Genomic DNA, 21,806 nt, shown 5'->3' on the forward strand with positions numbered 1-21,806 from the left:
TGTCCGCGATCCCGGATTCATTCCCGTGTCCCCAACTCCGCGGCGATGATCCGCCGCACCAGCTTCGCTCGCATCGTGACGATCGCGTCCCGTGGCCTGGGACGCATCGCCTCAGTTCCTGCCGTGGCCGGAGGCGTGGTCGCGGCCGCCATGGTCATCGCCATTGCCGCTGTTTCCCCGGCCGTTAGTGCCACCATTGCCGCTGTTGCCGGCATTGCCGTTCCCGTTGTTACCGGCATTCCCATTGTTACCGGCGTTGCCGCTGTTGCCGCTGTTGCCGCCATTGCCGTTGCCGCCGGCAAGGCTGGACGCAGCGATGCCGTTCGCATTGGCGCCGCTCGCTGATCCGCTCGGTGAGCCGATCGCGGCGGCGACGGCGGCGGCAATCGAGGAGTCGCCGGTGGCGCCGCTTCCGATCGCCGCATTGCCGGTGGAATTGCCGCTATTGCCTCTCGCATCGGTCCAGGAGGTGCTTCGTCCTGCGCCGTTGGCCGTTGTATTTGCGCCGTGCGCGAGGCCGCGCGTTGCCTTGTGGATGTTGAGATTGACCTCGCCGATCGAGCTCGAGATCCGCACCACATTCGGCCGCGCGGCAACCGACGTCGTTGCGGAACGCTGCGACGGCAGCGCCGATGCGCCGGAGCGGATCGGAGAGACATTGGTGTTGAGCGCGTGGATCACGCTGCCCTTCGCCTCGCGGGGCGCATGCAGGCCGTCGCGCGGCACCGGAACCCGATCGAGCGTCGGCGTGCGCGGACGGCCCTGTTCGATCGGCATGAACGTGCCGCTGCCGGACAGGTTGAGGCCGGACCGGCCGCTGGCAAAGGTGGTGGCGGCCTGGCCGGGCAGCACCTGGGCGATCTGTCCGCTCTTGAAATCCGAGACCTGCACCTGGCCACGGCTGACCTCGACCTTGGCGGTGCGGCCTGAGATCGTGACGCTGAACTGGGTGCCCTTCACGACGGCGGCGAGATAGGGCGTCTCGACCTCGAAATGCTGCACGTTGCGCTTCTCGACATCGAGCAGGATCGAGCCCGCGCGCTGCAGGATCGTGGTCGCCATGCCGTCCTTGGCGGCGGCGGGGAGGCCGACCTCGGAGTTCGGCGCGATCATCATGGTCTCGGCGCCGCGCGTCAGGCGCACGCGTCCGTTCGGACCGGTGCGGATGGTGTCGCCCGGCTTGAGGGCGTCGTCGCGGCCGAGCGAAACCTGCGCCGCCCCCTGCGTGGCGACCCAGACCTCTCCGGATGATTTGCTCACCAGCCACGGCTCGCCGTCGGCGGCGAAAGCAACCGGCGTCGCGCCGAAAAGGCACGCGGCGATCAGTCCCGATCTCAGGAGGCGCTTGGATGACATGGCACGAACTCGCGTCGTTGGCAGCCTTTGAAACTAATCCAAATGTTTCAAGAGACCCTTAGGAGTTGCACCGGTGTTTCCTTCACGCGTTTACGCTTCATTGACCTTAACAAATTAAGAACGAACCATGGGTCGCCGTGGTGTCAGAAGCGTTGGGAGGTCTGCGGAGCGGCGCGCCGAGGCGATCGCGCCGTGCGGCTTGCGGCTGCCCGGAGGGGCCGCGGCGGCTGGGGTTTCGCTGCTCGCAGCCCTGTTCACGAGCGGCGTCCATGCGCAGCAGGTCGGCCAGCCGAGCTTCGATCCGCGTCAGACCGAGAAGTACTTCGACGAGCAGTCGCGTTCGCCGCAGCCGGCGCCGCCGCGCCCGCGCGCGCCTCAGTTCAGCACGCAGGGCGGGGGCGATCATAAGCCTCTGTTCACCATGCGCGGCGTCATCCTGACGGGAACCTCGGCCCTCTCAGCCGACCAACTCGCCGCGACCTATCAGCCTTACATCGGCAAGCCGGTCTCGCAGGCCGACCTCGCCGCGATCGCATCAGCAATCAGCGATCAGTACCGCGCCGCCGGGTTCCATCTCAGCCGGGCGATCATTCCGCCGCAGGACATCAGCAACGGCCGGGTGCGGATCCAGGTCATCGAAGGCAGCATCACCGAGGTGACGCTGAAGGGCGAGGGCGCGGAAGAATTCGGCATCCGGCCGATGCTCGGCCCGGTGCTCGCCGAGCAGCCGTCGCGCCTCGCGACGCTGGAGCGCCAGCTGCTGCTGATCAACAGCCGCGGCGGCGTGCGCCTGGTTGATTCCGCGCTGGAGGAGATCGGTGGCTCCACCGGCCGCTTCCGCCTCGTGCTCGAACTCAAGACCTGGCACGTCTACGGCTCTACGGGCTTAGACAATCTTGGCTCGTCGACCGTCGGTCCCTGGCAGAGCTACGCCACGGCGGCGTTCAACTCCTATCTGTTGCCGGGCGACACGCTTACCGCCAACCTGTCGACCACCCCCGGCGATCCGCGCCAGCTCGTGTTCGGACGCTTGTCCTACGACGTGCCGGTCGGCACCGACGGCGTCCATGTCGGCGCGTCGGCGCTGTACAGCGAGGTGCGGCCGGGCGACATCAGGCGGCGCTTCAACGACAACACCGTCACCGAGACGGTCGAGCTGCGCGGCGGCTTCGCGCCGATCCAGTCACAGTCCGCCTCGTTGAACCTGACGGTCGCCGCGGCCTTCAGCGATGTCACCGAGCGCGACGTGTTCGGCATCTGGTATCGCGACCGCATCCGGACGCTGACCTTCACCGGGGATTATCGCTGGAAGGATGAGCTCGGCGGCGACAGCTATCTGACCCTGGCGTACCGGCAGGGGCTCAATGCCTTCGGGGCGACACCGGCCGGCGATGTCATGGCCTCGCGCCCCGACGCGTCGCCGAGCTTCGCGGTGGTCAACGGCTGGTTCACGCGCTACCAGACACTGTCCGATGCGTGGTCGCTGAAGATCGCCGCTGCCGGCCAGCTCGCATCGGGCCCGTTGTACAATTCGCAGCAATTCTATCTCGGCGGCCTGTCCTACGGCCGCGGCTATGGTAGCGCCGAGCTCAGCGGCGACAATGCCGTTGCCGGCACGTTCGAGGTCCGCTTCGAGCAGAAGCCGGACTGGACCTATCTGAAGAGCTATCAGCTCTACAGCTTCTTCGATGCTGGGCTGGCCTGGAATGACGGCTTCCGTCCCTCGGACGGCGTGGCGCTGACCTCGGCAGGCGGCGGCGTGCGCTTCACCTTCCCCAACGATTGGCGCGCCGATCTCGGCGTCGCCGTCCCGCTCGGCTACCGCGCCCCCGACAACACGCCGCGCAGCGCGCGCTTCCTGCTGTCGCTGTCGAGCGTGCTCAAGCTGTGCCCGCAGCGCGGGCAGGGGCCTTGCATCTGATAATTTGTGGGGGGCTGCGGCAGCAATGTCCGCTTCCTCCAACAGCTGGTGGCCATTCACCTGGATCAGGGCTCCGAAAGCGGCCGCTGAGCGGCCTCTCTCGAGGTCAGCCGTCCGACTTCTCTACGTCAGGTGCCTGGAGGCTGGTGTCGGGCGCCTGCTCCCTTTTGGCCGTCAAGTCGGCCGCCTTGTCGAGCAGGGCAAGGGCAACGTCCGGGTCGGTCGTCGCCTTCGCGAACTTGAAAAGGGTGGTGGCCTGGTCCGCCAAATACTTCTTCCCAACCATGTTGCCTGGTCCCCAAATACCACTCGATATCCATACGCCGGAACCAGGATTCCGTTCCGTTGGTCAACAGCGACCTTCCGGGCGGCCCGGCATTTTTACTTCGGGTTCCCGAGAGGCGGGTTAAATCAGAGGCTGCAAATGGTCTCGGATTGGGTTTCGGATTGTATTGTCGTTGTCTATTTTCCTACCGTCGCCCACACTTGTATGTCCTCGCCAATCAGCAAGCAGCAGTGCAACGAAGTGGCGCAGGGCGCCCTGGTCGGCTCATTGACATACAGCGATACGATCTCATTCCAGCTGCGGCCCGATGGGAGCCTCAGGATGAGGCGGGCTCCGTTGTATCGGCCATCCAGACGCGAGCGGCAGCGCTGAAGAGATCGCCAGTGCGATCTGGTGGGATCGCACGGGTTTGCCAGATGGAAAGTGAATATTTCTGCCAGGGGCCAAAAGCGGGTTTGCCTCCCACAATTGCCGACAATCGGCTGCACCCCGAAAGCACACATCGCGAGTGCCGAGCGGAAGGTCCGAGATGTGCCGAATGAGAACCCGATTACAGGGAGGTCAACAACCTCCGCGCCATCGAGAACAGGCCTATCGACCAGCAGACCGGGCATCCTCGAAAGGCGATCAATGATACGAGCCCCAGAGCGACGGAGCCTAGGACTGCAGGCCAACCTGCGCCTGTCCCGACCCACACCGCCGTTGAGAGGGAGACAATTCCGACAAGACCTCGGATGAGGTGCTCGGTGAACGAACTGCTGGCGAACATTTTTAATCCTCAGCGCATCATATATTCGCGCACGAGCGCTCGGCCGCGATGCAGTCGGGCCTTCACGGTTTCCCGGGTCAGCTCCAGCGATTGCGCGATTTCGCCAATCGTCATTTCGTCCACATCCCGCAAGATGAGCACCTGCCGGTAGTGGCTCGGCAGCGATTGGATCGCGGCAGCTATATCGATGCGAAGTTCCGATTCTGGTTTCTTCGCAAGTTGCAGGTCGTTTTCCAAGGAAGAGACGTCATCGGGAATGCCGATATGCTGCTTTGCCAATCTCAAGCAGGTTCGATGAACGATCTGAAAGAGCCAGATGGAAAAGGCTCCGGCTCGTTGGAGACGACCAATGCGCCGGTACACGATCCATAACGTTTCCTGAACCGCGTCTTCCACATCGCTTGTCGTGCGGCAGGTTCTTCGCGCGTACCGGCGTATGTCGGGCTGCGATATTTTGAGCAGCGTCAGGATGGCGTCGGCGTCCCCGCCGATTGCCGCCTCCATCGTGCCCGGCGATAAGAGACGAGTGCTCATGGTTCAGCGCGCAGCTTTCGGCCCGCGAGGGCGCAAGCCGGGCAGTATCCAAAAACGCCCGTCAGCGCGGTCATGACTCCGACACCGGCGATCAGGTATGCGACGGGCATACCTTTAAGTCCGAGCAGCCCACAAGCGATCATTATTGCCCCGGCTAAGAGCCGGACCCAACTTTCCCATCCAGCCACGTTCTTCCTGTAAAGCATCGTCACCTCCTGCCTTAGTCGCGTCGTTTCTGACGCTCCGGAGACATAGAGGCTTGAAAGCCGAGAAACGGTTCGCGGCTCCGGAAAAAAATCTGAGTCAGGCTGGTCCAGAAGCTGGCGGTCGGCGGGCGGCGTGAAAAGGTCTGCTCCGTGTCTATAGCTGCCTTCTGGTAGCCGATGGCTTGCTTCCGGTTGAGCCTCGGAAGCGGACCTTGCCGGGGGGCGATCAGAGGTCCGGTATGGGCCACAAGGAGACATTGCCAACTCGGCCGCACCTGTGGCTTTCTCAATTCGCTATAGCTCAAGTCGGCCCCTTTGCTAGAGGCAAGACATGCCAGGACCATCTACAAGAGACGTGCATCATCTGCCTGACATCGTCTCATTGAAGCGGCTGCTTCAATCAGTCGCGATGCTTGATGCAATCATCTGCCCTGACTGGGAGTACCGTTACTACTCTTTCAACGCCAATTGGGCCGCGGGAGAAATGATGGGCTCAATGCGGAATGGCCAAGGCGACGAATTTTTCGTATTGTTCAATTCTCATGGTGCATTCATCAAAGGCTTTGATCACGGGTCGGTCGTAGCGTCCCTAAGATTACCAGGTCAGCAGTTCTATCGCGATCTGCCTGGCCAGTTCGCATCTTGTTGCAGTGAGCCTGCGTTTTCGCCGGAGTTTGTCACATTTTGCATGTGGCGCCTTCTTGAGTCGCCTGCTTGGTCCAGTGCAGCAACTGAGCTAGCATCATCCGGAGACAGCGATGGCTCGGCGCGTCTGCTTTCAATACTTGATCGTTCGCCTGAAACGTACCGGCGATGGGCGTCTGAATACTACGAAAGAGACGTGCCTTCACAAGCCGTGATCGCGGTGTACGAGCATCGTGTGCTGACGGATGAAATCGTTGCTGCTATCAATCCAACAATCGATCCAGCTTCACTCGGTGAGGATATCGCTCAGATCGGCTATTCAACTTGAACAAATCCGCATCGATGAGATCGGTGTCCGCTCGGGGTCAAAAGCTGCCTTCCGGCAGTCCGATGACCTGCTTCCGGTTGAAGCCCGAATGCGGACATCCACGGTGCCCGGCATTGTGTTCGCTAGTCGTCCTGCGGTTGACAGCAGATGCGGCGAGACCCTCGCACGGCGCCGCGCACCGGCCTCTTCGCCGCTTGAGATAAACGAGACCTCGCCCGGTGCTCGGGCCGATCTCGTGAACGAGACCTAGACCGGCTTGCCCGAGCCGTGGAACAGCCGGCCCTTCTCCGTGATCAGCACGATGGCGAGCGCGGTCGCGGTGCAGGCGAGGAAGCCGGTGGCGAAGGGCAGCGGCGTGCCGTCGAAGGCTTGGCCCACGACGGCGCCCGCGGCCATGCCGAGCAGGGTGGTGATCGAGCCGTACAGCGAGGAGGCCGTGCCGGCATTGGCGCGCTGCGGCTCCATTGCGAGCGCGGTAAAGTTCGCGAACATCAGGCCGAACGAGAACATCATCCCGGCCGACAAGGTCATGAACAGCCACAGCGGCAACATGCCGAGCATGGCGGCGCTGAAGCAGACCAGCGCGATGACGACGCTGCCGACCAGCGCGCCGTGCGAGATCATGCGCATGCCGAGCCGGCCGACCAAGCGGGCATTGAGGAAGCCGGCGACCGCGATGGTCACCGCGATGGCGGCGAAGGCCAGCGGGAAATAGTGGCCGAGCCCGTAGAAGCCGGTGAACAGCTGCTGCGATGACAGCACGTAGCCGAGCACGGCGCCGAAGATGCCGCTGGCGGCCAGCGCGTAGCCGAGCGTCTGCCGGTTGGTCAGCGTGGCGCGGAACGCAGCGCTGATCGACGCGACGGAGAACGGCTTGCGCTCATTCTCCGGCAGCGTCTCGGGCAGGCGGGCCATCGTCCACAACAGCGCGATGATGCCGTAGACGGTCAGCACGACGAAGATGCCGCGCCATTGCGTCAGCAGCATCACCGCCTGGCCGAAGGCCGGCGCGATCACGGGGATGGCGATGAACACCATCATCGCCAGCGACACCACGCTCGCCATGCGGCGGCCGGCATAGCAGTCGCGCACGATCGAGGTCGCGATCACGCGCGTGGCGGCCGTGCCGAGCCCTTCCAGCGCGCGCGCCAGCAGCAGTGTCTCGAACGACGGCGCGGCGATCGCGAGCAGGCTGGCGATGACGTACAGCACCATGCCGCCGAGCAGCACCGGGCGGCGGCCGAAACTGTCGGACAAGGGACCGATCGCGAACTGGCCGAGGCCGAAGCCGATGATGAAGGCCGACAGCACCATCTGCACCCGGTTGGCCGAGCCGATGTGGAAGGCAGAGCCGATCTCCGGAAGCGCCGGCAGCATCATGTCCATGGCCAGCGGATTCAGCGCCATGATCGCGGCGATGACGACCACGAACTCCGTGAAGGCCATCGGCCGGTGGCGGACGATCTCGATGGTGTCGGCACTGGTATCAGCCAAGGCGCGGGCCTTCCGTCATATGTCTGGGGCAGCGGGGGTGATGCTCATCTGTATCTCACTTGCTGCGGCGCACAAGACGTGTTTCGGAATGGCTGGTCAGCGGGGTTTCGCGGCCGCGCTGGCGGGATTGTGACCGGGTGTGAGCCGGTGAAAATTGCGCCAGTCCGGTCGTGATGGTAACGCGCGTGTGATCATCCCCGTGGGTTCGGCGCGCATGAAGACCTACAAGATCGTCGTCTATGTCCCCACCGCCGACGCTGATGCCCTGCGCAGCGCGATGGGCGAGGCCGGGGCCGGGCGGATCGGCAACTATGATTACTGTTCGTTTACCGTGACGGGCACCGGCCGTTTCCGGCCGCTCGTCGGCGCAAATCCGACCATCGGCGCCGTCGGCCGGTTGGAAGCGGTTGCTGAGGACCGCATCGAGACTGTCTGCGCCGAGGAGCGGCTGAAACCCGTGCTGAAAGCGATCCGCGCCGCGCATCCCTATGAGGAGCCGGCGATCGACGTCTATCCGATCGAAATGGTGGACTAGCATGCGGGCATTTGGATCCGTTCGCGCGGCACTCGCGGCCGCAATCATCGCGCTGTCCTCTCAGGCCACCATGGCGCAGGACGCCGCGCCGGCCGAGCAGATCTCGGCGTTCCGCCTCCAGCACGGCGAGGGCCGCGTCACGCGCGATGCCGTGCTCGACCGCATCGCCATGGAGCAGGCGCGGGCGATGGCCGAGAAGGACGATCTCAGCCACGAGGTGCTCGGCCCCTTCACGCGCCGTGTCGCGCCGTCGAAGGCCGGCCGCGCCGCCGAGAACATCGCCTATGGCTACGACAATTTCGACAAGACGCTCGGCCAGTGGATCAACTCCGCCGGCCATCGCAAGAACCTGTTGCTGCCCAAGGCCACCAAGGTCGGCATCGCCAGCGCGCGCAACGCCAGCGGCAAGCGTACCTATTGGGCGATGGTGATCGCCGGCGACTACGACGCCGACAAGCCCAAGGGCAGTCCGAAGAGCAAGGGCAAGGCCGCCGTGGCGCAGACCGCTGCCAAACCGGATAAGGGCGACGCCAAGCCCGCGACGCGCTGGGGCGCCAAGCCTCCCGCCTCGAAGGACTGCCATCTCAACATCAAGGTGATCGGGCTGTGCATCTGAGTAGCGCCGTTCTGGAGCAGTCTGATGAGGCCTGGCGAAAATCCGACGAGAGCGCATGCGTTGGACGCCGACGGGCTTTCCATCGTCATTGTAGCTGAGCAGAGCTTCTTCGGTCGCTGTTTGTAAGTCGAGGTCGCTGAAGGCCGAGCTCGCACCGAGACGAAGCTGGAACTTTCCGGTTCTGAGTGATCGTTGTTGCATTGCAGGAGTTCTGTCGTCGCGATGATTGTGCGACCTGTGTCGACCGTCGTCATGCTGTTCCTTTGAGAGAACTCCCAATAGGCGGCTCGCTTCTCGAAGACGCAAGAACTCGCTCGTGCATGAAACCAGCGAACGCGGTGGTGCCCGAACGTCATCATTCGAAATGATGATACGCTCGGCCAACTACATCCCTTGCATCATGTCGCCGGATGCGCTGATACTCGATGGACCGAGCTTGTGATTGCTTTTCGCCTGCGACCTATCTCTGACCCATCTTATTGCTCGAGACTGCTCACGTCTTTTTCCGGCGTCAGGCCGGTTCATTGATTGATCAAAAAGAAAAACAATTCGGTGTGCTGAATAATGACCGAGATTGATCATGAGAAACTGAACCGGCTTTCGCGGGCGCGAAAGCCCGATCGGTCGCTTCAGCCAGCCATCACGGGGGCTGCGGTTCCTGGTGAGCGCGAGAGAGATCTCGCCCGGTTGCAGGAGCTGAAGCAGAGGCGTCATCCCATCAAGCGCTCGACGCCATCCCATGAACGCGAGAAGGCTCGCCACAACCGTCTGAAGACAGGGCGCCGCAGCACGTGAGCTGCTGGCCCGGATGAATTCCGCCGGCGAGACATCGCCGTCTCGCAGACGTGCTGCTTCCCCACACTCTCCTATGCTTGCTGGCCCCCAATCCGAGGACATGATTGCAAAATGGTGATCACTCTGAACGACAAGGCGATTCACGACGCGTTCAACGGGCCATTCCAAGCCTATCGTGACGAGCCATGGGCGGTTGATTGGAGAAAGAGCTATGTCGCGCAAGTCGAACTGGTCAGACGCGCCGAGCGGGCGCAATGGCTGGATCCGGCCTTTCAGCGCAAACTCTGGGACGATAATCCGGTCGCCAATATTGGCCCGGGCAGGACCGTCAACGTCGAGCAGGCCTATACCGACGTCGGGCTGTCCAGCAGGCTCCTGCAGATCCGCGACACCTCGATGGAGGGCGATCTCTCTACGCGGGGGCGGAGACTGCAAGAGGCGTATGATGAGATCCTCGGAAAGGTCTATCAAGTCCACACCAAGCGCAGGCCGATGGCTCGTCTGGTTCGGCTGATGGCTGCAATGTTTCCCAGAGACATGACCTGTCTCATGGATGGGCCGCGGGTGTGGGCGACGCAGCGCCTGATCGGCGCGCCCCGTCTCGCCGGAGACTTCATCGCTCAGCATGCCGCCATTCGGCAGCGAATCAGAGATGCCGTCGGCGACGGGTCCAATGTCGCCGACGAGGTCGACCAGTCGATCTTTGCCTGGTTCCTGTGGAGCGAGATCGTCAATCGGCCGGACGAAGGCGCTGTGACCGTCGAAGCGAAGCAGGCGGCTTCCAGCGACATTCCCTCCCTTTCCTTGCTGCCGCCCAACGCGCAGCGCCGCAGCCTGGCCTGCATGACTGGCAACGTCAGCGTGCTCGTGGCCGTCGTCCGCGAAGCCGAGAACGGCATCACGCGAGAGGACCTGATCAACGTCATTCTGTCGGAGGCGCCTCAGATCAACGCCAAAAGCGCGGCCATTGTCATCTCCCAGGCAACGGGAGGCCTTGGGCTCATTCATCTCGTCGATGGAGCTTTTCGGCCGACCCAGCGCGGCCTTGAGCTACTCTTTGCAACGGAGCCGGAAGAGGTTCTGAGGGCGCCGCTGATCGGCAGGGTGTTCGGCATGGGACAACTCCTGCTGCGTCTTTCGAAACGTCCTGAAGGCATCGGACAGATGGATGCAGCCCGATGGCTGCAAACGCTTGTTCCCACCTGGACGACGACGATGCCCGGCTCTCATATCATCGTCTGGGCCAAGGTGACGGGATTGGTCAGATCGGAGATCGTCCACGGCAGTCAACGCCTGTACCTGACCGATGATGGCCAAACTTACGTCTCGGCTCTTCCTGCGGATTTTGAAGAGCGATGGAAAATCGATGCCAAGGCGAATGAACTCAGCGTCGAGATTCCGGATGTCGTCCCTGACGAAGACAGATCGCGCAAATCCTATGATGCGAACACGATCATCGCCGATGGATGCTTTCTGGACCAAGCGAGCATCGAACGAGCGCTCAGGCTCCTGCAAACCAAGAAGAACCTGGTCTTGCAGGGGCCGCCGGGCACCGGAAAGACCTGGCTGGCCAAGCGTCTCGGCTACGCCCTGATTGGAGAAAAAGACGACTCGCGATTGATGGCCGTGCAGTTTCAGCCGTCACTGTCCTACGAGGATTTCGTACGCGGGTATCGCCCCGACGGGAGCAAAGGATTGGAACTAGTCGACGGCACTTTCCTCGATGCGATCGAGCAGGCGAAGCGGGAGCCCAAGAGACCCTACGTGCTGGTGATCGAAGAGATCAATCGCGGAAATCCGGCGCAGATTTTCGGCGAGTTGCTCACCTTGCTGGAGTGGGACAAGCGGAAAAAGGAGGAGGGTCTGCGGCTGGCTTACCCGCGGGGCCCGTTCGAGCAGGTCTACGTGCCGGAGAATCTGTACGTCATCGGAACGATGAACCTCGCCGATCGCTCGCTCGCGCTGGTCGATCTCGCGTTGCGCCGCCGCTTCGCCTTCCTGACGCTGGAGCCGAGCTTCGGCGCCGCCTGGCAGTCCTATTGCAAGTCGAAGGGGGCTCCGGATGAGCTACTGGAGAGAGTCCGGCTCGCGATGGCCGGGTTGAACCAGGCGATCACCCAGGATCTCGGGTCGCAGTTCAATGTCGGCCACAGTTTTCTAACCCCTCCGAACACCTTGGCAAACTCGTCTCCGGCCGAATGGAAGGAGTGGGTTCGCGACGTGATCGGGACCGAGATCAAGCCGTTGCTGCTGGAATATTGGTACGACGACAAGCGCAAGGCCGAAGACCATGTCAAGACGCTGGAAAGCTGCGTGTAGGAACGACTGCCGTGAGCGACGATATTTGGCGCAGCGAAGCAGGCATTCCGATACGCAATCTCTGGATGCTGCTCGTCTATGCCTCGGAGCTGGCCGATTTCCGCGATCAATGCCTCGTCGATACCGATGATGATCTCGAGCTCGTCGACATTCTCGGCCGATTGCTGGCGAAGGTGACGGAACGCCGGCTGCGATCGAACCTGTCTCGTGGCTATCGGCGCATCAGCGCGGTGATCCCACGCGTGAGAGGTCGCATCGATTGGTTCGCGACGCTCTCGAACAGCCATTTGGAGCGCGGGCGTCTGGCCTGCAGGTTTGAGGAGTTGTCGTTCGACATTCCGCGTAACCGCCTGGTCCGGTGCGCGCTCATCGTGATCGCCGGGCGCGTCAGGAATCAACACCTTGCAAGCAACTGTCTGCGCCTCAGCGATGACATCGGACGGCTTGGCGTGGCGGCCTCGCTCCCGAGCAAGCAGGACATCGCGGGAGATACGATCGCGGGCCATCAAACCGAGGACCGCCTTCTGGTGAACACGGCCCAGCTCGTCTTTGCAGGAGTTCTGCCGAGCGAGGTGTCCGGCGAGACGAGGTTGTCGAAGCTCGCGCGAGACGAGATTTTGCTGCGGAAGATCTTCGAGAGGGCGGTCGCCGGTTTCTACCGGCACGAACTGCATGCGTCGGATGGCTGGAAGGTTCGCGTGCAACGACACCAGGACTGGCCGCTCGAGCCGAACTCGTCGGGTGACGTGACGCTCCTGCCGGGCATGAGGCCGGACATCATCCTTCGCCAGGGAAATCACCACCGGATCGTTCTTGATACGAAATTCACCAACATTCTCACGAGGGGAATGTCCGCGGCAGAGAAGTTCAAGAGCGCGAACATCTACCAGATCTATGCCTATCTTCGTTCCCAGGCTGAGCGCGGATCGCTCTATGCCAAGACGGAGGGGATCTTGCTCTATCCGTCCGTCGATGAGGAGATCGACGAAGCGTTTCATATTCAGGGGCACATTATCCGCTTTGTCACGGTGAACCTGGCTTTGAAACCGACCGAGATCATGAAGCGGCTTTACGAGATTCCTCATCGGCATGTCGGGGCGTCACGACAGCAGGAACTGGCTTGATCTCGCTCCTCGCGAGAATCGCCGTTCCCTTTGGACCGTGAATTCCTGCGAACAGACCACCGCACAGACCCTGGTTAAAGTTCTTCAGCGCGGCTGCTTCTTCAGATGCAGGTAGCCGGGGTCGAACTCGCCGATCGCGCAGAGTCGCGGCCAATTGTGCACCGTCAGCGTGCCGCTGCGGAAGTCGGCGGCGCGGCTGGCGCGTAGTTCGACGAGGGTGCGGTTGACGGTGGCGATCGCCATGCCCAGGGCTTCGCCGAGCTGCATCAGGCTGAGCGGCAGATGCAGCTGATCGTCATGCACGTGGCCCAGCGCACGGGCGCGATAGAACAGCTCGCAGAACAGATGCGCCATGCGCGCCGGCTTGGACCGCGCGCTGTTGTTGGTGATGGCCTCGCGGAAGATCGAGGCATCGATCAGGGTCTCGCGCCAGATCGCAAAGCCGAGCGCCGGCCGCCGGGTGATGGCCCGGGTCAGCTCCTTATGCAGGATGCCCGCGACCAGCGCCGGGCCGATCGCGCACACCGCATGATCCATCCGGTCGAGAAACAGCGCCTGCGCATCGGGCCAGTCGCCGGCCATGTGAAACGAGAGATACTGGCGGCCGCCGCCTCGGAGCAAATGATAGCGCGCCACCCATCCTGAGATCACGACCACCGAGCGGTCCGGCTCGTCGCCCTGGCGGATGAGGTCCTCCTGGTCGGCCAGCTCGCGGGGCGAAAAGCCGAAATCCTTGATCTCGGCGATGTCGTCGCCCGACAGCCTTGAATGGTCCTTGAGCTTGTTGACGACGATCTTGTCGGCATCGATCTTGTCGGCATCCATGGGAAGTCACGCCCGTTGATCTCTGGACGTATCAAATGAGACGACGCGCGCGATGGTTCCTGCTAAAGTGGCATGGTATCAGGGGATGCGGATGGAGTTGCCGGTCGCCGCATCGGGAGAACAGCCGTGCCCCACATCGCGTTCCTCTACCGGCTTCGCCGATTGTTCGGCGGCAACGAGCCGCATCTCGAGACGATTGCCGCCGCGCTGAGCGACGGCCGGCTGAAGCAGCCGGCGCATCCGATGTCCGATCAGGAGCTGTCGCGCGCGATCCGCGAATTCCAGAGGCTGCCGCCATCCGAGTCGAGCTTGAAGAAGCTTGCCGAGCGGCTCGGCGGCGCGGAGCCGGGCTGACGCACGGCGCTTCCCCCGGGGGAACCCGGCTTGGCAAGTCCTTGCGAGTCGCGCATCACTAGGGGATGCTCGATTTTCTCGCCCGTCATTGGGTTGCCGGCGCGGTGTTCATGGCCGCCGCGCTGCTGGCGCTGGTGCCGCTGCTCGCGGCCGACTGGCCGCTGGCGCTGCTGCTGATCTTCCTGCATTCGCCGGGCTACATGATCCATCAGGTCGAGGAGCACACCGGCGACCGCTTCCGCCGCTTCGTCAACACCGTCATGTTCGGCGGCCGCGAGGCGCTGACCACCGGCGACGTGCTCTGGGTCAATTGCGGCGCCGTCTGGGGCATCGATCTCGCCGCACTCTATGTGGCGTGGATCGCGGGACCCGCCTGGGCGCTGGTCGCGCCCTATCTGATGCTGGTCAACTCGCTCGGCCATATCGGGCCGGCGCTGCGCTTCCGCAGCTACAATCCCGGCCTCGTCACCGGGATCGTCCTGTTCATTCCGCTCGGCCTGGTGACCGTGCTGACCATTCCCGCCACGATGGCGCAGCACGCGCTCGGCTTCGGCCTGTCGCTGCTGCTCCACATCATCATCGCGGTCAATGCCATTCGGCGCGCGTCGCACGCCGCGGTCGCCTGAGCGCGCCGCCTATTCGCCCGGCACGAGATGCACGGTCGTCAGCGGCGGCATCGGCCGCCGCAGCCTGCGCCGGGAAACATAGAGCAGCACGCCGGTCACGGCGAACAGCGGCATCAGCGCGGCGGCGAGCATGAACACGAGCTGGCCCGGCCAGCCCAGGATGCTGCCGCGATGGATGTCGAGGACGCGCGCGAGCACGCGCTCGCCGGTCGTCTTGTCGGCATAGCGTTCGGCGGAGATCAGCCGGCCGGTCGCGGCGTCGATGCGGAATTCGTCGCGGCGGCCGTCATTCTGCTCGCTCGGCCAGGTGCGCACGCGCACCGCCGTCGCGGCGCCGGCGGGCAAGGTCAGCTGCATTACCGCGAAGCGATCGCCGGCCTGCTCGCGCAGCGTCGCCCAGACGAGATCGAGCGCGATGGGCTTGGCCTCGGCCGCAGAATTAGCGCCGCCGCCGCGCGCGGCCTTGCCGGGCATTTGCGTCTGCGAGGCCGGCGCCAGCAGCCATGTCAGCCCGTCCTTGTACCAGGCATAGGAGTAGGTCAGGCCGGTCAGCGCGATCACGAGATACACCGGCAGCACCCAGGTGCCGATGACGCTGTGCAGCGAGCGATGCAGGCCGCGGCCGCGCAAGGCCAGCTGCGGCTTCAGCCACAGCGACGCGCTGGTTGCGCGCTTGGGCCAGCGCAGCACGATCCCGGTAATCAGCAGCACGACCAGGCCGAGCACGGCGGCGCCGGTGATCTGCCGGCCCGCGCCGTTGCCGTCGCCCGGCAGCAGCAGCCAGCGATGCAAGTGACGTACGGTGGTGAAGAAGCTCTCGCCGCTGGGCTCGCCGAGCACGCGGCCGTCATAGGGATCGACCAGCAGCGAGGCGGGATGGCCGCCATCATCCTTGCGTGCGAAGCGGACGCGCGCGGCCGCTGATGGATCGCGCGCCAGCGTGATCGCGGAGACCTTGCCGAGCGCGGGATCGGCCTGCAGCCGTGCAACGAGCTCGGACGGCGTCAGCGGCGCCTCGGTGCGCGGAGCGACGTGCGCGAGCGAGCTGTTGAGAGCGGCCTGGATCTCGTCCTCGAAGCCCATGATGGCGCCGGTGAGGCCCATCATCGAGAGGATCAGCGCGGCTGCGAGGCCGAGGATGGAGTGGATCTGCAGCAGGGCTGGCTTGATGCGGATGGGCGTCACGCGGGGTCCTCTCTCGACTAGAACTTCACCGTCGCCGACAGCGACACGCGCCTCGCATCGCCGACCGCGACGTTCAGCACGCTGTTGGCGGAGGGGTAGTAGACGTTGTCGAACAGGTTCTTGACGTTGAGCTGGTAGATCACCGGCAGGTTCTGGTGCCTCGTCTCGTAGCTCGCGAACATGTCGGCCACGACGTAGGACGGCAGCACGAAGCTGTTGGCCGCGTCGCCGGCGCGGTCGCCGACATAGCGCGCGCCGCTGCCGACCCTGAGCTGGCCGGGCAGCGCCGTGCCGAAATCATAGACGAGATAGAGCGAGGCGGTGTTGAGTGCGACGTTCTGCAGCCGGTTGCCGCGATAGACCGGGTCATCGGTGACCCTGGCGTCGGTGTAGCCGTAACTGCCGATCATGCCCCAATGCTCGGCGAGCTTGCCGGTGACGTCGACCTCGGCGCCACGCGAGCGCACCTTGCCGGCGGTGGTGTATTCGAGCACGCCGTTGCCGTTGAGCTGCGACACCAGCACGTTCTGCTTGTCGATGTCGTAGACCGCGACGGTGCCGGACAGCCGCTTGTCGAGATCGAACTTGAAGCCGGTCTCCCAGGAGGTGCCTTGCTCCGGCGCGATGTTGGAGCCGAGCACGACGCCGCCGGTCAGCGGAGCGATAGTCGAATTGGGCTTCAGACTTTTCGTGTAGCTCGCGTAGAGCGAGAATTGCTCGTTGAGCTTGAGAATCGCGCCGCCGAGCGGCAGCACGGTGTCGGCGGCGACGTTGGTGTTGGCCTTGAACGGCCGGCCGCGGCCGGCGAGCTGCTCATAGTCCATGTAGCGGACGCCGCCGACGAAGGAGAGCTTGTCGGTGAGGTGCAGCGTGTCCTGCAGGAACAGCGAATATTGACCGAGCTTGTCGGTCTGGTCGCTGTCGCTGGCCGAGACCGTCGAGCCCGGCTGCAGCAGGCCATAGACCGGATTGTAGACGTTGAACGGGGTCGAGGCAGGCACAGTGAAGCGGAGGAGATCCTGGCGATAGATCGTGCGATATTGCGCATCTCCACCGAACAACACCTCGTTGCGCAGGCCGCCGATCCAGAAGCCGCCCTGCATATAGGACGTGCCGTAGCTGACCCGGCTGAGCGAGCCGAACGTGCCGTCATTGCTGCGGCCCTCGATGCCGGTTTTTGGATCGATCGACGTGACGCGCAGCTGATAGGCGCTGAAGCTCTCGGTGTTGTAGCTGTAGGCCGCATTGAGCTTCCAGTCCTCGTTGAGCTTCTGCTCGACCGAGGCCTGCACCAGGTCGGATTGGCCCCACATGTTGTTGAAGGGCTCGTCGAGCCGCCGCGTCGCGGGGATCGCCAGCGGCGCGCCGTTGACGAAGGCGGTGCCTCGATCGAACGGGGTGATGAATTCGCGGTGCTCGTAGTTGAGCTGCACGGTGGTCGTGTCGCCGTACCAGGCCAGCGACGGCGCCACCAGCATCTCGCGATGGCGGCCGAAATTGCGCCAGTAATCCTCGCTGACGCCGTAGCCGATGAAGCGATAGGCGAGGCCGCTATCGCCGATCGGCCCGGTGATGTCGAGCGTGCCGTCGGCCCCCGTCCTGTTGTTGGCATAGGCCGAGCCGAGCAGCGTCACCGAGCCGTGCTGGTAGAGCTCTGGCCGCTTGCTGATGGTGTTGACGATGCCGCCGGGATCCATGATGCCGTACATCAGCGACGCCGGGCCCTTCAGAACCTCGACGCTCTCCACCGCGGCATTGAGGCTGCGGCCCTGCACCAGCGGCAGGCCGTTGCGCATGATCGAGCCGTCGCGATTGTCGCCGAAGCCGCGGCGCATCACCGCATCCTGTGTGCCGGCGAGCGTATTGGCCTGGGTGACGCCGCTGATATTGGCGAGCGCATCGTCGATGTTGCGCGGCAGCTGATCCCTGATCACCTGCTCGGGCACGATGTTGACGGATTGCGCGCTGTTGAGCGGCGAGGCGCCGGTGCGCAGGGTGGTTGCGCTCGGCATTGCCCGGTAGTTGAGCTTTGCGGCGTTGAGCACCACGGCTTCCGCAGCGGCGCGTTCCGCGCGGGTCGGCATTGGCGGTGGGGGCGTGCTACGTCTTTGCTGCGTGACGCGAGCCTGGCGCTGCTGCATGCCCGTGGCGGTCGCGGGCTTGCGCTTTTGCGCCGGCGCATCCACCGTCACCGGCGGCAGCGAGGCCTGGGCATGTCCAGGAGAGGGGGAGCACACCAGTTCTGCGGTCAGCGCACTCGCAATCGCAATCGCGCCGCTGATGCCGGTACGAGCGCGAGCCTCGCGCCGGCCGTCACACTTCGTCATCGTTCACTGCACTTTCAAGTCACGCCCTTCGATGGAACGGGCCGCTTGAGGTGAGGTCTAGCAATGCGATGCAGCAAAGAACACGGCGCGCAGGCTTGAATAGCTCTAAGTCGTCGGGTGTTTCGTTGTTGGAATTGGTTCGAAGCTGTGCCGTGCGCGGCGTCTTTGCGGCATCGCGCGGATCGTGATCAGGGCGCGCTGCAAGAGCGAGCACGCTGCCCGCGCGACGCGCAAACGACAGCGCTCCATCCGGTTTGCCGGTGAAGCGCTGTTCGTTTCATTTTCTGGAACTAATTGCGTCGGATCAACGCTTCGGCGTGACCGTGCCGGAATGCGGGCTCATCGTGCCCATGCTGCCGTTGTCGGTGCCGTCGCTCATCCCGGTGCCACCACCGGTGCGGCCGCCGGTCGCACTTGTGTCGGTACCCGAGGGCGTGCGGCCCATATTCGCGCCGGTGGTGCCGGTATCAGTCGAATGCCCCATGCCGGGGCTGGTCGCGGTGCCCGAGCCGCCGGTGCCGGTGTTGGCGCCGGCGCCGCTGCTGCTCTGGGCGAGAGCGAGCGAACTCGTGAGCGCAAACGCGGCAGCGAGCGCCAGGGTGGTCGTGGTCTTCATGGCAGGTCCTTTTTTCTGCGTGCGAGCGGAGCTAACGAGAGCGCGTTGCCGCCGTTCCCCTGCGCTTCGCGCGCAGCGCCGTCTGAGTTGCTCGCAGTCGCGGCTCAGCCGCGGCCGCGATTGTCGTTGTGATCCTGGAACTGCTCGGTCTCGACCCAGCGGCCGTCCTGGCCACGCTCGCGCGAGCTCTCGGTTTTGTCGCGGTTCGACAACACCATGTTCTCGCCGACCAGATCCTCCTGCAGATCGGTCATCGCGCCGGAGCCGTCGCCCTTGGCCTTGATGCGGGGCGCCGGCGCGCCGTCGGCGTTGCTCGGCTTGGCGTCGAACACGCGCGAGCGGTCCTGGTCGCGCTCGATCTCGCGCGCCAGCTGATCGGAGTCCGGATTGTCAGGCTTGCGCTCGAGCATGCGCAGCTGCTGCTCATGGGTCTTGCGGCCCTGCAACTCCTTATGTCGCGGCGGCTGGTCGCGGTCATGTTGCGGCGGCCCACGGCGGCGGTCCATCACCTCGGCCTTGTCGATGCCGCCTTGCGCGTTCGTATCGTTCTCGACATCGCCTTCAATGGTGTTGGCGCCTTCAAGCTCCTCGAGATCATCCAGGCTCGCTTGCGCCATCGTCACGCCCTTGGAGCCGCCGATCAGCGGATTGCGCACGAGATCGACATTGGTCGGGCGCGGCATCTTCGGATGCTTGTTGCTCATCGATGGCCCTTTCCATGCGCCGGGTGGGTGTTGCCGCCTTTGGATTCGGATTCGTGCGTATGATGCGAATCCTGCTCGCCGCCGCCCGAGGAGACACGGCTGTGGCGGCGTTGCGGATCGTCGGCCGGTGGCTTGTTGATGTGAAGAGGCTCCTTGGCATTCTCGTGCGAGGCGCCCGGTCCGCCCTGGCGGATGCTCGCTTTGGTCTTGGTCGAGGTCGACATCCAATCCTCCGCTCAGCGGTCCTGCTGATAGCCCTGGTTGGTGGTGTTCTGCTTGATGTTGCCGGTGCGGCCCTGCTGATCGGCATTGCCGGTCACGGCGCTGCGCGGCTTCGACGCTTCATGCGCATTGCCGGATTTCGCATCGCCGGTGCCCATCGGGCTCTGGTTCTCGGGAGGAACGGGGGGCGGCTTCGTCATGGCCTGCTCCTTGTGATGATAGGAGCTGGACCAACGTGCCCGCCGCAACGAGGTTCTAATCAGGTCGCGTGATCGCTCGTTCGTGAGCGAGGACCCCTATGTGCGAGTTCCGCACGCTTGGGGAACGCCCGTAGTTCCCGCACCGAGCTAACAACCTCGCGATCATGATGTGGCAAAGCCTACTGCGCCGCGGCGAGCTCCAGCTCCGCTGGCTTGCCGGGTGCGATCAGCGGAATGTCGAGCGCGATACGTGTGCCCTGCTGCGGCGCGCTGTCCAGCTCGATGCGGCCGCCGAGCGTGGACGCCACGAGGTTGAAAGCGATGTGCAGGCCGAGGCCGGCATTGCCCTTCTCGCGGCGTGTGGTGAAGAACGGATCGAATACCCGCTCGCGCACCTGCGCGCTCATGCCCACGCCCTGATCGGCGCAGACGATGCGCAAGGAGTCGTCGCCGGGCAGCGTGACCTCGACGGCGAAGACGCCGCTGAGATCCCCCGGATAAGCGTGCGTCGCCGCATTGAAGGCGAGGATGCTGATGACCTGTCCGAGTGCGCCCGGATAGCTGGTGATCGCGATGCCCTCCGGACAGGAGAGCGCGACAGTGAGGCCTTGCCGCGCTAGCAGCGGGCGCAGCTTGGCGAGGTGATCCATCATCCAGCCCTGCAGCTCGAACGTGTGCAGCGCCTCGTCGGCCTGGTCGACGGCGACCTGCTTGAAGCTGTGCACCATCTCGGATGCGCGGTGCAGGCTCTGCGTCGTCAGGGTCAGCCCGTGCTGCAGCCGTGCGACGCCGCGCGCCAGATCCGAGCGCCGCACCGGACCGCCGCCAAGCATGCGTGCGATCGCCTCGACGTCGTCCTCCATCGCGGTCGATGTCGTCAGCGCCAGCCCGAGCGGCGTCGAGACCTCATGACCGACGCCGGCGACGAGCTGGCCGAGCGAGGCCAGCTTCTCGGCCTGCACGAGGTGGGCCTGCGTGGCATGCAGGTCGCGCAGCGAGGTCTCGGAACGCTCCTTCTCCCGCTGCAGCGCCTCGGCGGTGCGGAACTGCTTGCGCGCCTGATACTCCCGCGCGCCGACGGCGTAGAGGGAGAGCAGGCAGGCATTGCCGACCAGCGAATGATCGATGAAGCGCAGTCCCGGCGGCAGCGGCTCCGTCGCAAGACTCTCGGCGACCGCCAGCGCGCTCCAGCTCGCCGCGCAGAAGATCGCATAGGAGCCGACGCGCAGCGGCAGCATCGTCGAGACGAACAGGATGACGATGATCATGCCCGCCGCGGAGTAGGTGAAGCCGGAGGGAAGCACCCAGTAGATCGTCGGCAGCACGCAGCCGGGAATGACGCAATAGGCCAGGTGAATCGGCTCCGCCCATCTGCGCGCCGGGGTCGACAGCAGCGCCGTCAGCGGCAGCAGCACGAACAACGCGGTGCCGCCGCGAATCCTGAGCGTCGTCGGCACGATCTCGGGATACAGCACCCAGTCCCACAGCGTGTAGCCGGCAAAAGTGAAGGCGCCGAGCAGCATCGCGATCTGCGTCCAGCCGGTGCTGCCGTGGACGTAACGGTCCACGAAACGCCGCTCCTCCACGCAGTCCTCGAAACGCAGCCCCAACCGCACCAGCAATCCCGACATTATGCCACCGCAATCGAAAAACGATCCCCCGCCGCAGCATGAGCCGGCGGGAGGGCAGACATACACGAGATGAGTTGGTTGAGAAAACGACGGGAGATCGCATGTGCCGCTTACGGCACGTAGAGCGTTATTAGAACGGTTCCAAGTCTCGCCGCGTGGCATGTCTCGGCATCGAGGCCGAGCGGCTG

Annotated in this window: 21 protein-coding genes; 8 read left to right on the top strand and 13 right to left on the bottom strand. The window is 64.2% G+C overall.

From position 1 onward, the window contains the following. Positions 1-111 precede the first annotated feature (111 nt). Positions 112-1,356, bottom strand: a complete 1,245-nt coding sequence (locus BRAD285_RS07140) for a FecR domain-containing protein (protein ID WP_006613744.1) — start codon at positions 1,354-1,356, stop codon at positions 112-114. A gap of 127 nt (positions 1,357-1,483) precedes the next feature. Here BRAD285_RS07140 and BRAD285_RS07145 point away from each other — a divergent pair, with 127 nt between their 5' ends. Next, the gene (locus BRAD285_RS07145) at positions 1,484-3,277 is read left to right on the top strand and encodes a ShlB/FhaC/HecB family hemolysin secretion/activation protein (RefSeq protein WP_006613743.1); all 1,794 of its coding nucleotides are present in this window, start codon (positions 1,484-1,486) and stop codon (positions 3,275-3,277) included. Positions 3,278-3,383: 106 nt separating this feature from the next. Here the strand turns inward: BRAD285_RS07145 and BRAD285_RS07150 are convergent, their stop codons facing one another. The 3 genes from BRAD285_RS07150 to BRAD285_RS36675 all read right to left on the bottom strand — a co-directional run bounded on the left by BRAD285_RS07150 (position 3,384) and on the right by BRAD285_RS36675 (position 5,330). Further along, positions 3,384-3,563, bottom strand: a complete 180-nt coding sequence (locus tag BRAD285_RS07150) for a hypothetical protein (protein ID WP_035647788.1) — start codon at positions 3,561-3,563, stop codon at positions 3,384-3,386. A gap of 778 nt (positions 3,564-4,341) precedes the next feature. Next, positions 4,342-4,866, bottom strand: a complete 525-nt coding sequence (locus tag BRAD285_RS07160) for an RNA polymerase sigma factor (RefSeq protein ID WP_006613742.1) — start codon at positions 4,864-4,866, stop codon at positions 4,342-4,344. Beyond that, on the bottom strand, positions 4,863-5,330 hold the full coding sequence (locus BRAD285_RS36675) for a DUF2892 domain-containing protein (protein WP_371507551.1): 468 nt from the start codon (positions 5,328-5,330) through the stop codon (positions 4,863-4,865). The genes BRAD285_RS07160 and BRAD285_RS36675 overlap by 4 nt, the downstream gene beginning before the upstream one ends. Before the next feature lie 73 nt (positions 5,331-5,403). Between BRAD285_RS36675 and BRAD285_RS35285 the strand changes: the two genes are divergently transcribed. Beyond that, on the top strand, positions 5,404-6,045 hold the full coding sequence (locus BRAD285_RS35285; protein ID WP_157681674.1) for a hypothetical protein: 642 nt from the start codon (positions 5,404-5,406) through the stop codon (positions 6,043-6,045). A 246-nt stretch (positions 6,046-6,291) separates the two neighbouring features. Here BRAD285_RS35285 and BRAD285_RS07180 read toward each other — a convergent pair whose 3' ends face one another. Beyond that, complete coding sequence (locus BRAD285_RS07180) at positions 6,292-7,539, bottom strand: multidrug effflux MFS transporter (RefSeq protein ID WP_006613740.1); 1,248 nt, start codon at positions 7,537-7,539, stop codon at positions 6,292-6,294. A gap of 214 nt (positions 7,540-7,753) precedes the next feature. On the opposite strand from BRAD285_RS07180, the gene BRAD285_RS07185 reads away from it, so the two are divergent. The 4 genes from BRAD285_RS07185 (at position 7,754) to mcrC (ending at position 12,928) form a co-directional block, all read left to right on the top strand. After that, positions 7,754-8,074 (top strand): YqfO family protein, encoded by a 321-nt coding sequence (locus BRAD285_RS07185; RefSeq protein WP_006613739.1) that lies wholly within the window; start codon positions 7,754-7,756, stop codon positions 8,072-8,074. Between the two features lies 1 nt (position 8,075). Next, positions 8,076-8,690 (top strand): CAP domain-containing protein, encoded by a 615-nt coding sequence (locus BRAD285_RS07190; protein WP_006613738.1) that lies wholly within the window; start codon positions 8,076-8,078, stop codon positions 8,688-8,690. A gap of 906 nt (positions 8,691-9,596) precedes the next feature. After that, positions 9,597-11,804: an AAA family ATPase gene (locus tag BRAD285_RS07195; protein ID WP_006613737.1), complete on the top strand. Its 2,208-nt coding sequence runs from the start codon at positions 9,597-9,599 to the stop codon at positions 11,802-11,804. An 11-nt stretch (positions 11,805-11,815) separates the two neighbouring features. Continuing rightward, on the top strand, positions 11,816-12,928 hold the full coding sequence (gene mcrC, locus BRAD285_RS07200; RefSeq protein WP_006613736.1) for a 5-methylcytosine-specific restriction endonuclease system specificity protein McrC: 1,113 nt from the start codon (positions 11,816-11,818) through the stop codon (positions 12,926-12,928). Positions 12,929-13,012: 84 nt separating this feature from the next. Here the strand turns inward: mcrC and BRAD285_RS07205 are convergent, their stop codons facing one another. Then, on the bottom strand, positions 13,013-13,753 hold the full coding sequence (locus BRAD285_RS07205; RefSeq protein ID WP_006613735.1) for a Crp/Fnr family transcriptional regulator: 741 nt from the start codon (positions 13,751-13,753) through the stop codon (positions 13,013-13,015). Positions 13,754-13,879: 126 nt separating this feature from the next. Between BRAD285_RS07205 and BRAD285_RS07210 the strand changes: the two genes are divergently transcribed. Next, positions 13,880-14,107 carry a hypothetical protein gene (locus tag BRAD285_RS07210; RefSeq protein WP_006613734.1) on the top strand — a complete coding sequence of 76 codons (228 nt, stop codon included), beginning with the start codon at positions 13,880-13,882 and terminating at the stop codon, positions 14,105-14,107. 65 nt (positions 14,108-14,172) lie between these two features. Next, a complete protein-coding gene (locus tag BRAD285_RS07215; RefSeq protein ID WP_006613733.1) occupies positions 14,173-14,733 on the top strand; it encodes an HXXEE domain-containing protein in 561 nt (186 codons plus the stop codon). Positions 14,734-14,742: 9 nt separating this feature from the next. Here the strand turns inward: BRAD285_RS07215 and BRAD285_RS07220 are convergent, their stop codons facing one another. From BRAD285_RS07220 to BRAD285_RS07250, 7 genes are all read right to left on the bottom strand, one after another. Continuing rightward, positions 14,743-15,918, bottom strand: a complete 1,176-nt coding sequence (locus BRAD285_RS07220; RefSeq protein WP_006613732.1) for a PepSY domain-containing protein — start codon at positions 15,916-15,918, stop codon at positions 14,743-14,745. Between the two features lie 17 nt (positions 15,919-15,935). Continuing rightward, positions 15,936-18,245 carry a TonB-dependent siderophore receptor gene (locus tag BRAD285_RS07225; RefSeq protein WP_006613731.1) on the bottom strand — a complete coding sequence of 770 codons (2,310 nt, stop codon included), beginning with the start codon at positions 18,243-18,245 and terminating at the stop codon, positions 15,936-15,938. 304 nt (positions 18,246-18,549) lie between these two features. Next, complete coding sequence (locus tag BRAD285_RS07230) at positions 18,550-18,861, bottom strand: hypothetical protein (RefSeq protein WP_006613730.1); 312 nt, start codon at positions 18,859-18,861, stop codon at positions 18,550-18,552. 104 nt (positions 18,862-18,965) lie between these two features. Next, positions 18,966-19,565 carry a hypothetical protein gene (locus BRAD285_RS07235; protein ID WP_006613729.1) on the bottom strand — a complete coding sequence of 200 codons (600 nt, stop codon included), beginning with the start codon at positions 19,563-19,565 and terminating at the stop codon, positions 18,966-18,968. Beyond that, positions 19,562-19,789: a hypothetical protein gene (locus BRAD285_RS07240; protein ID WP_006613728.1), complete on the bottom strand. Its 228-nt coding sequence runs from the start codon at positions 19,787-19,789 to the stop codon at positions 19,562-19,564. The genes BRAD285_RS07235 and BRAD285_RS07240 overlap by 4 nt, the downstream gene beginning before the upstream one ends. A gap of 12 nt (positions 19,790-19,801) precedes the next feature. Then, positions 19,802-19,987: a hypothetical protein gene (locus BRAD285_RS07245; protein WP_006613727.1), complete on the bottom strand. Its 186-nt coding sequence runs from the start codon at positions 19,985-19,987 to the stop codon at positions 19,802-19,804. Between the two features lie 179 nt (positions 19,988-20,166). Beyond that, complete coding sequence (locus BRAD285_RS07250) at positions 20,167-21,618, bottom strand: sensor histidine kinase (protein WP_006613726.1); 1,452 nt, start codon at positions 21,616-21,618, stop codon at positions 20,167-20,169. Between the last annotated feature and the right edge of the window lie 188 nt (positions 21,619-21,806).

Source organism: Bradyrhizobium sp. ORS 285 (genome assembly GCF_900176205.1).
Lineage (GTDB): Bacteria > Pseudomonadota > Alphaproteobacteria > Rhizobiales > Xanthobacteraceae > Bradyrhizobium.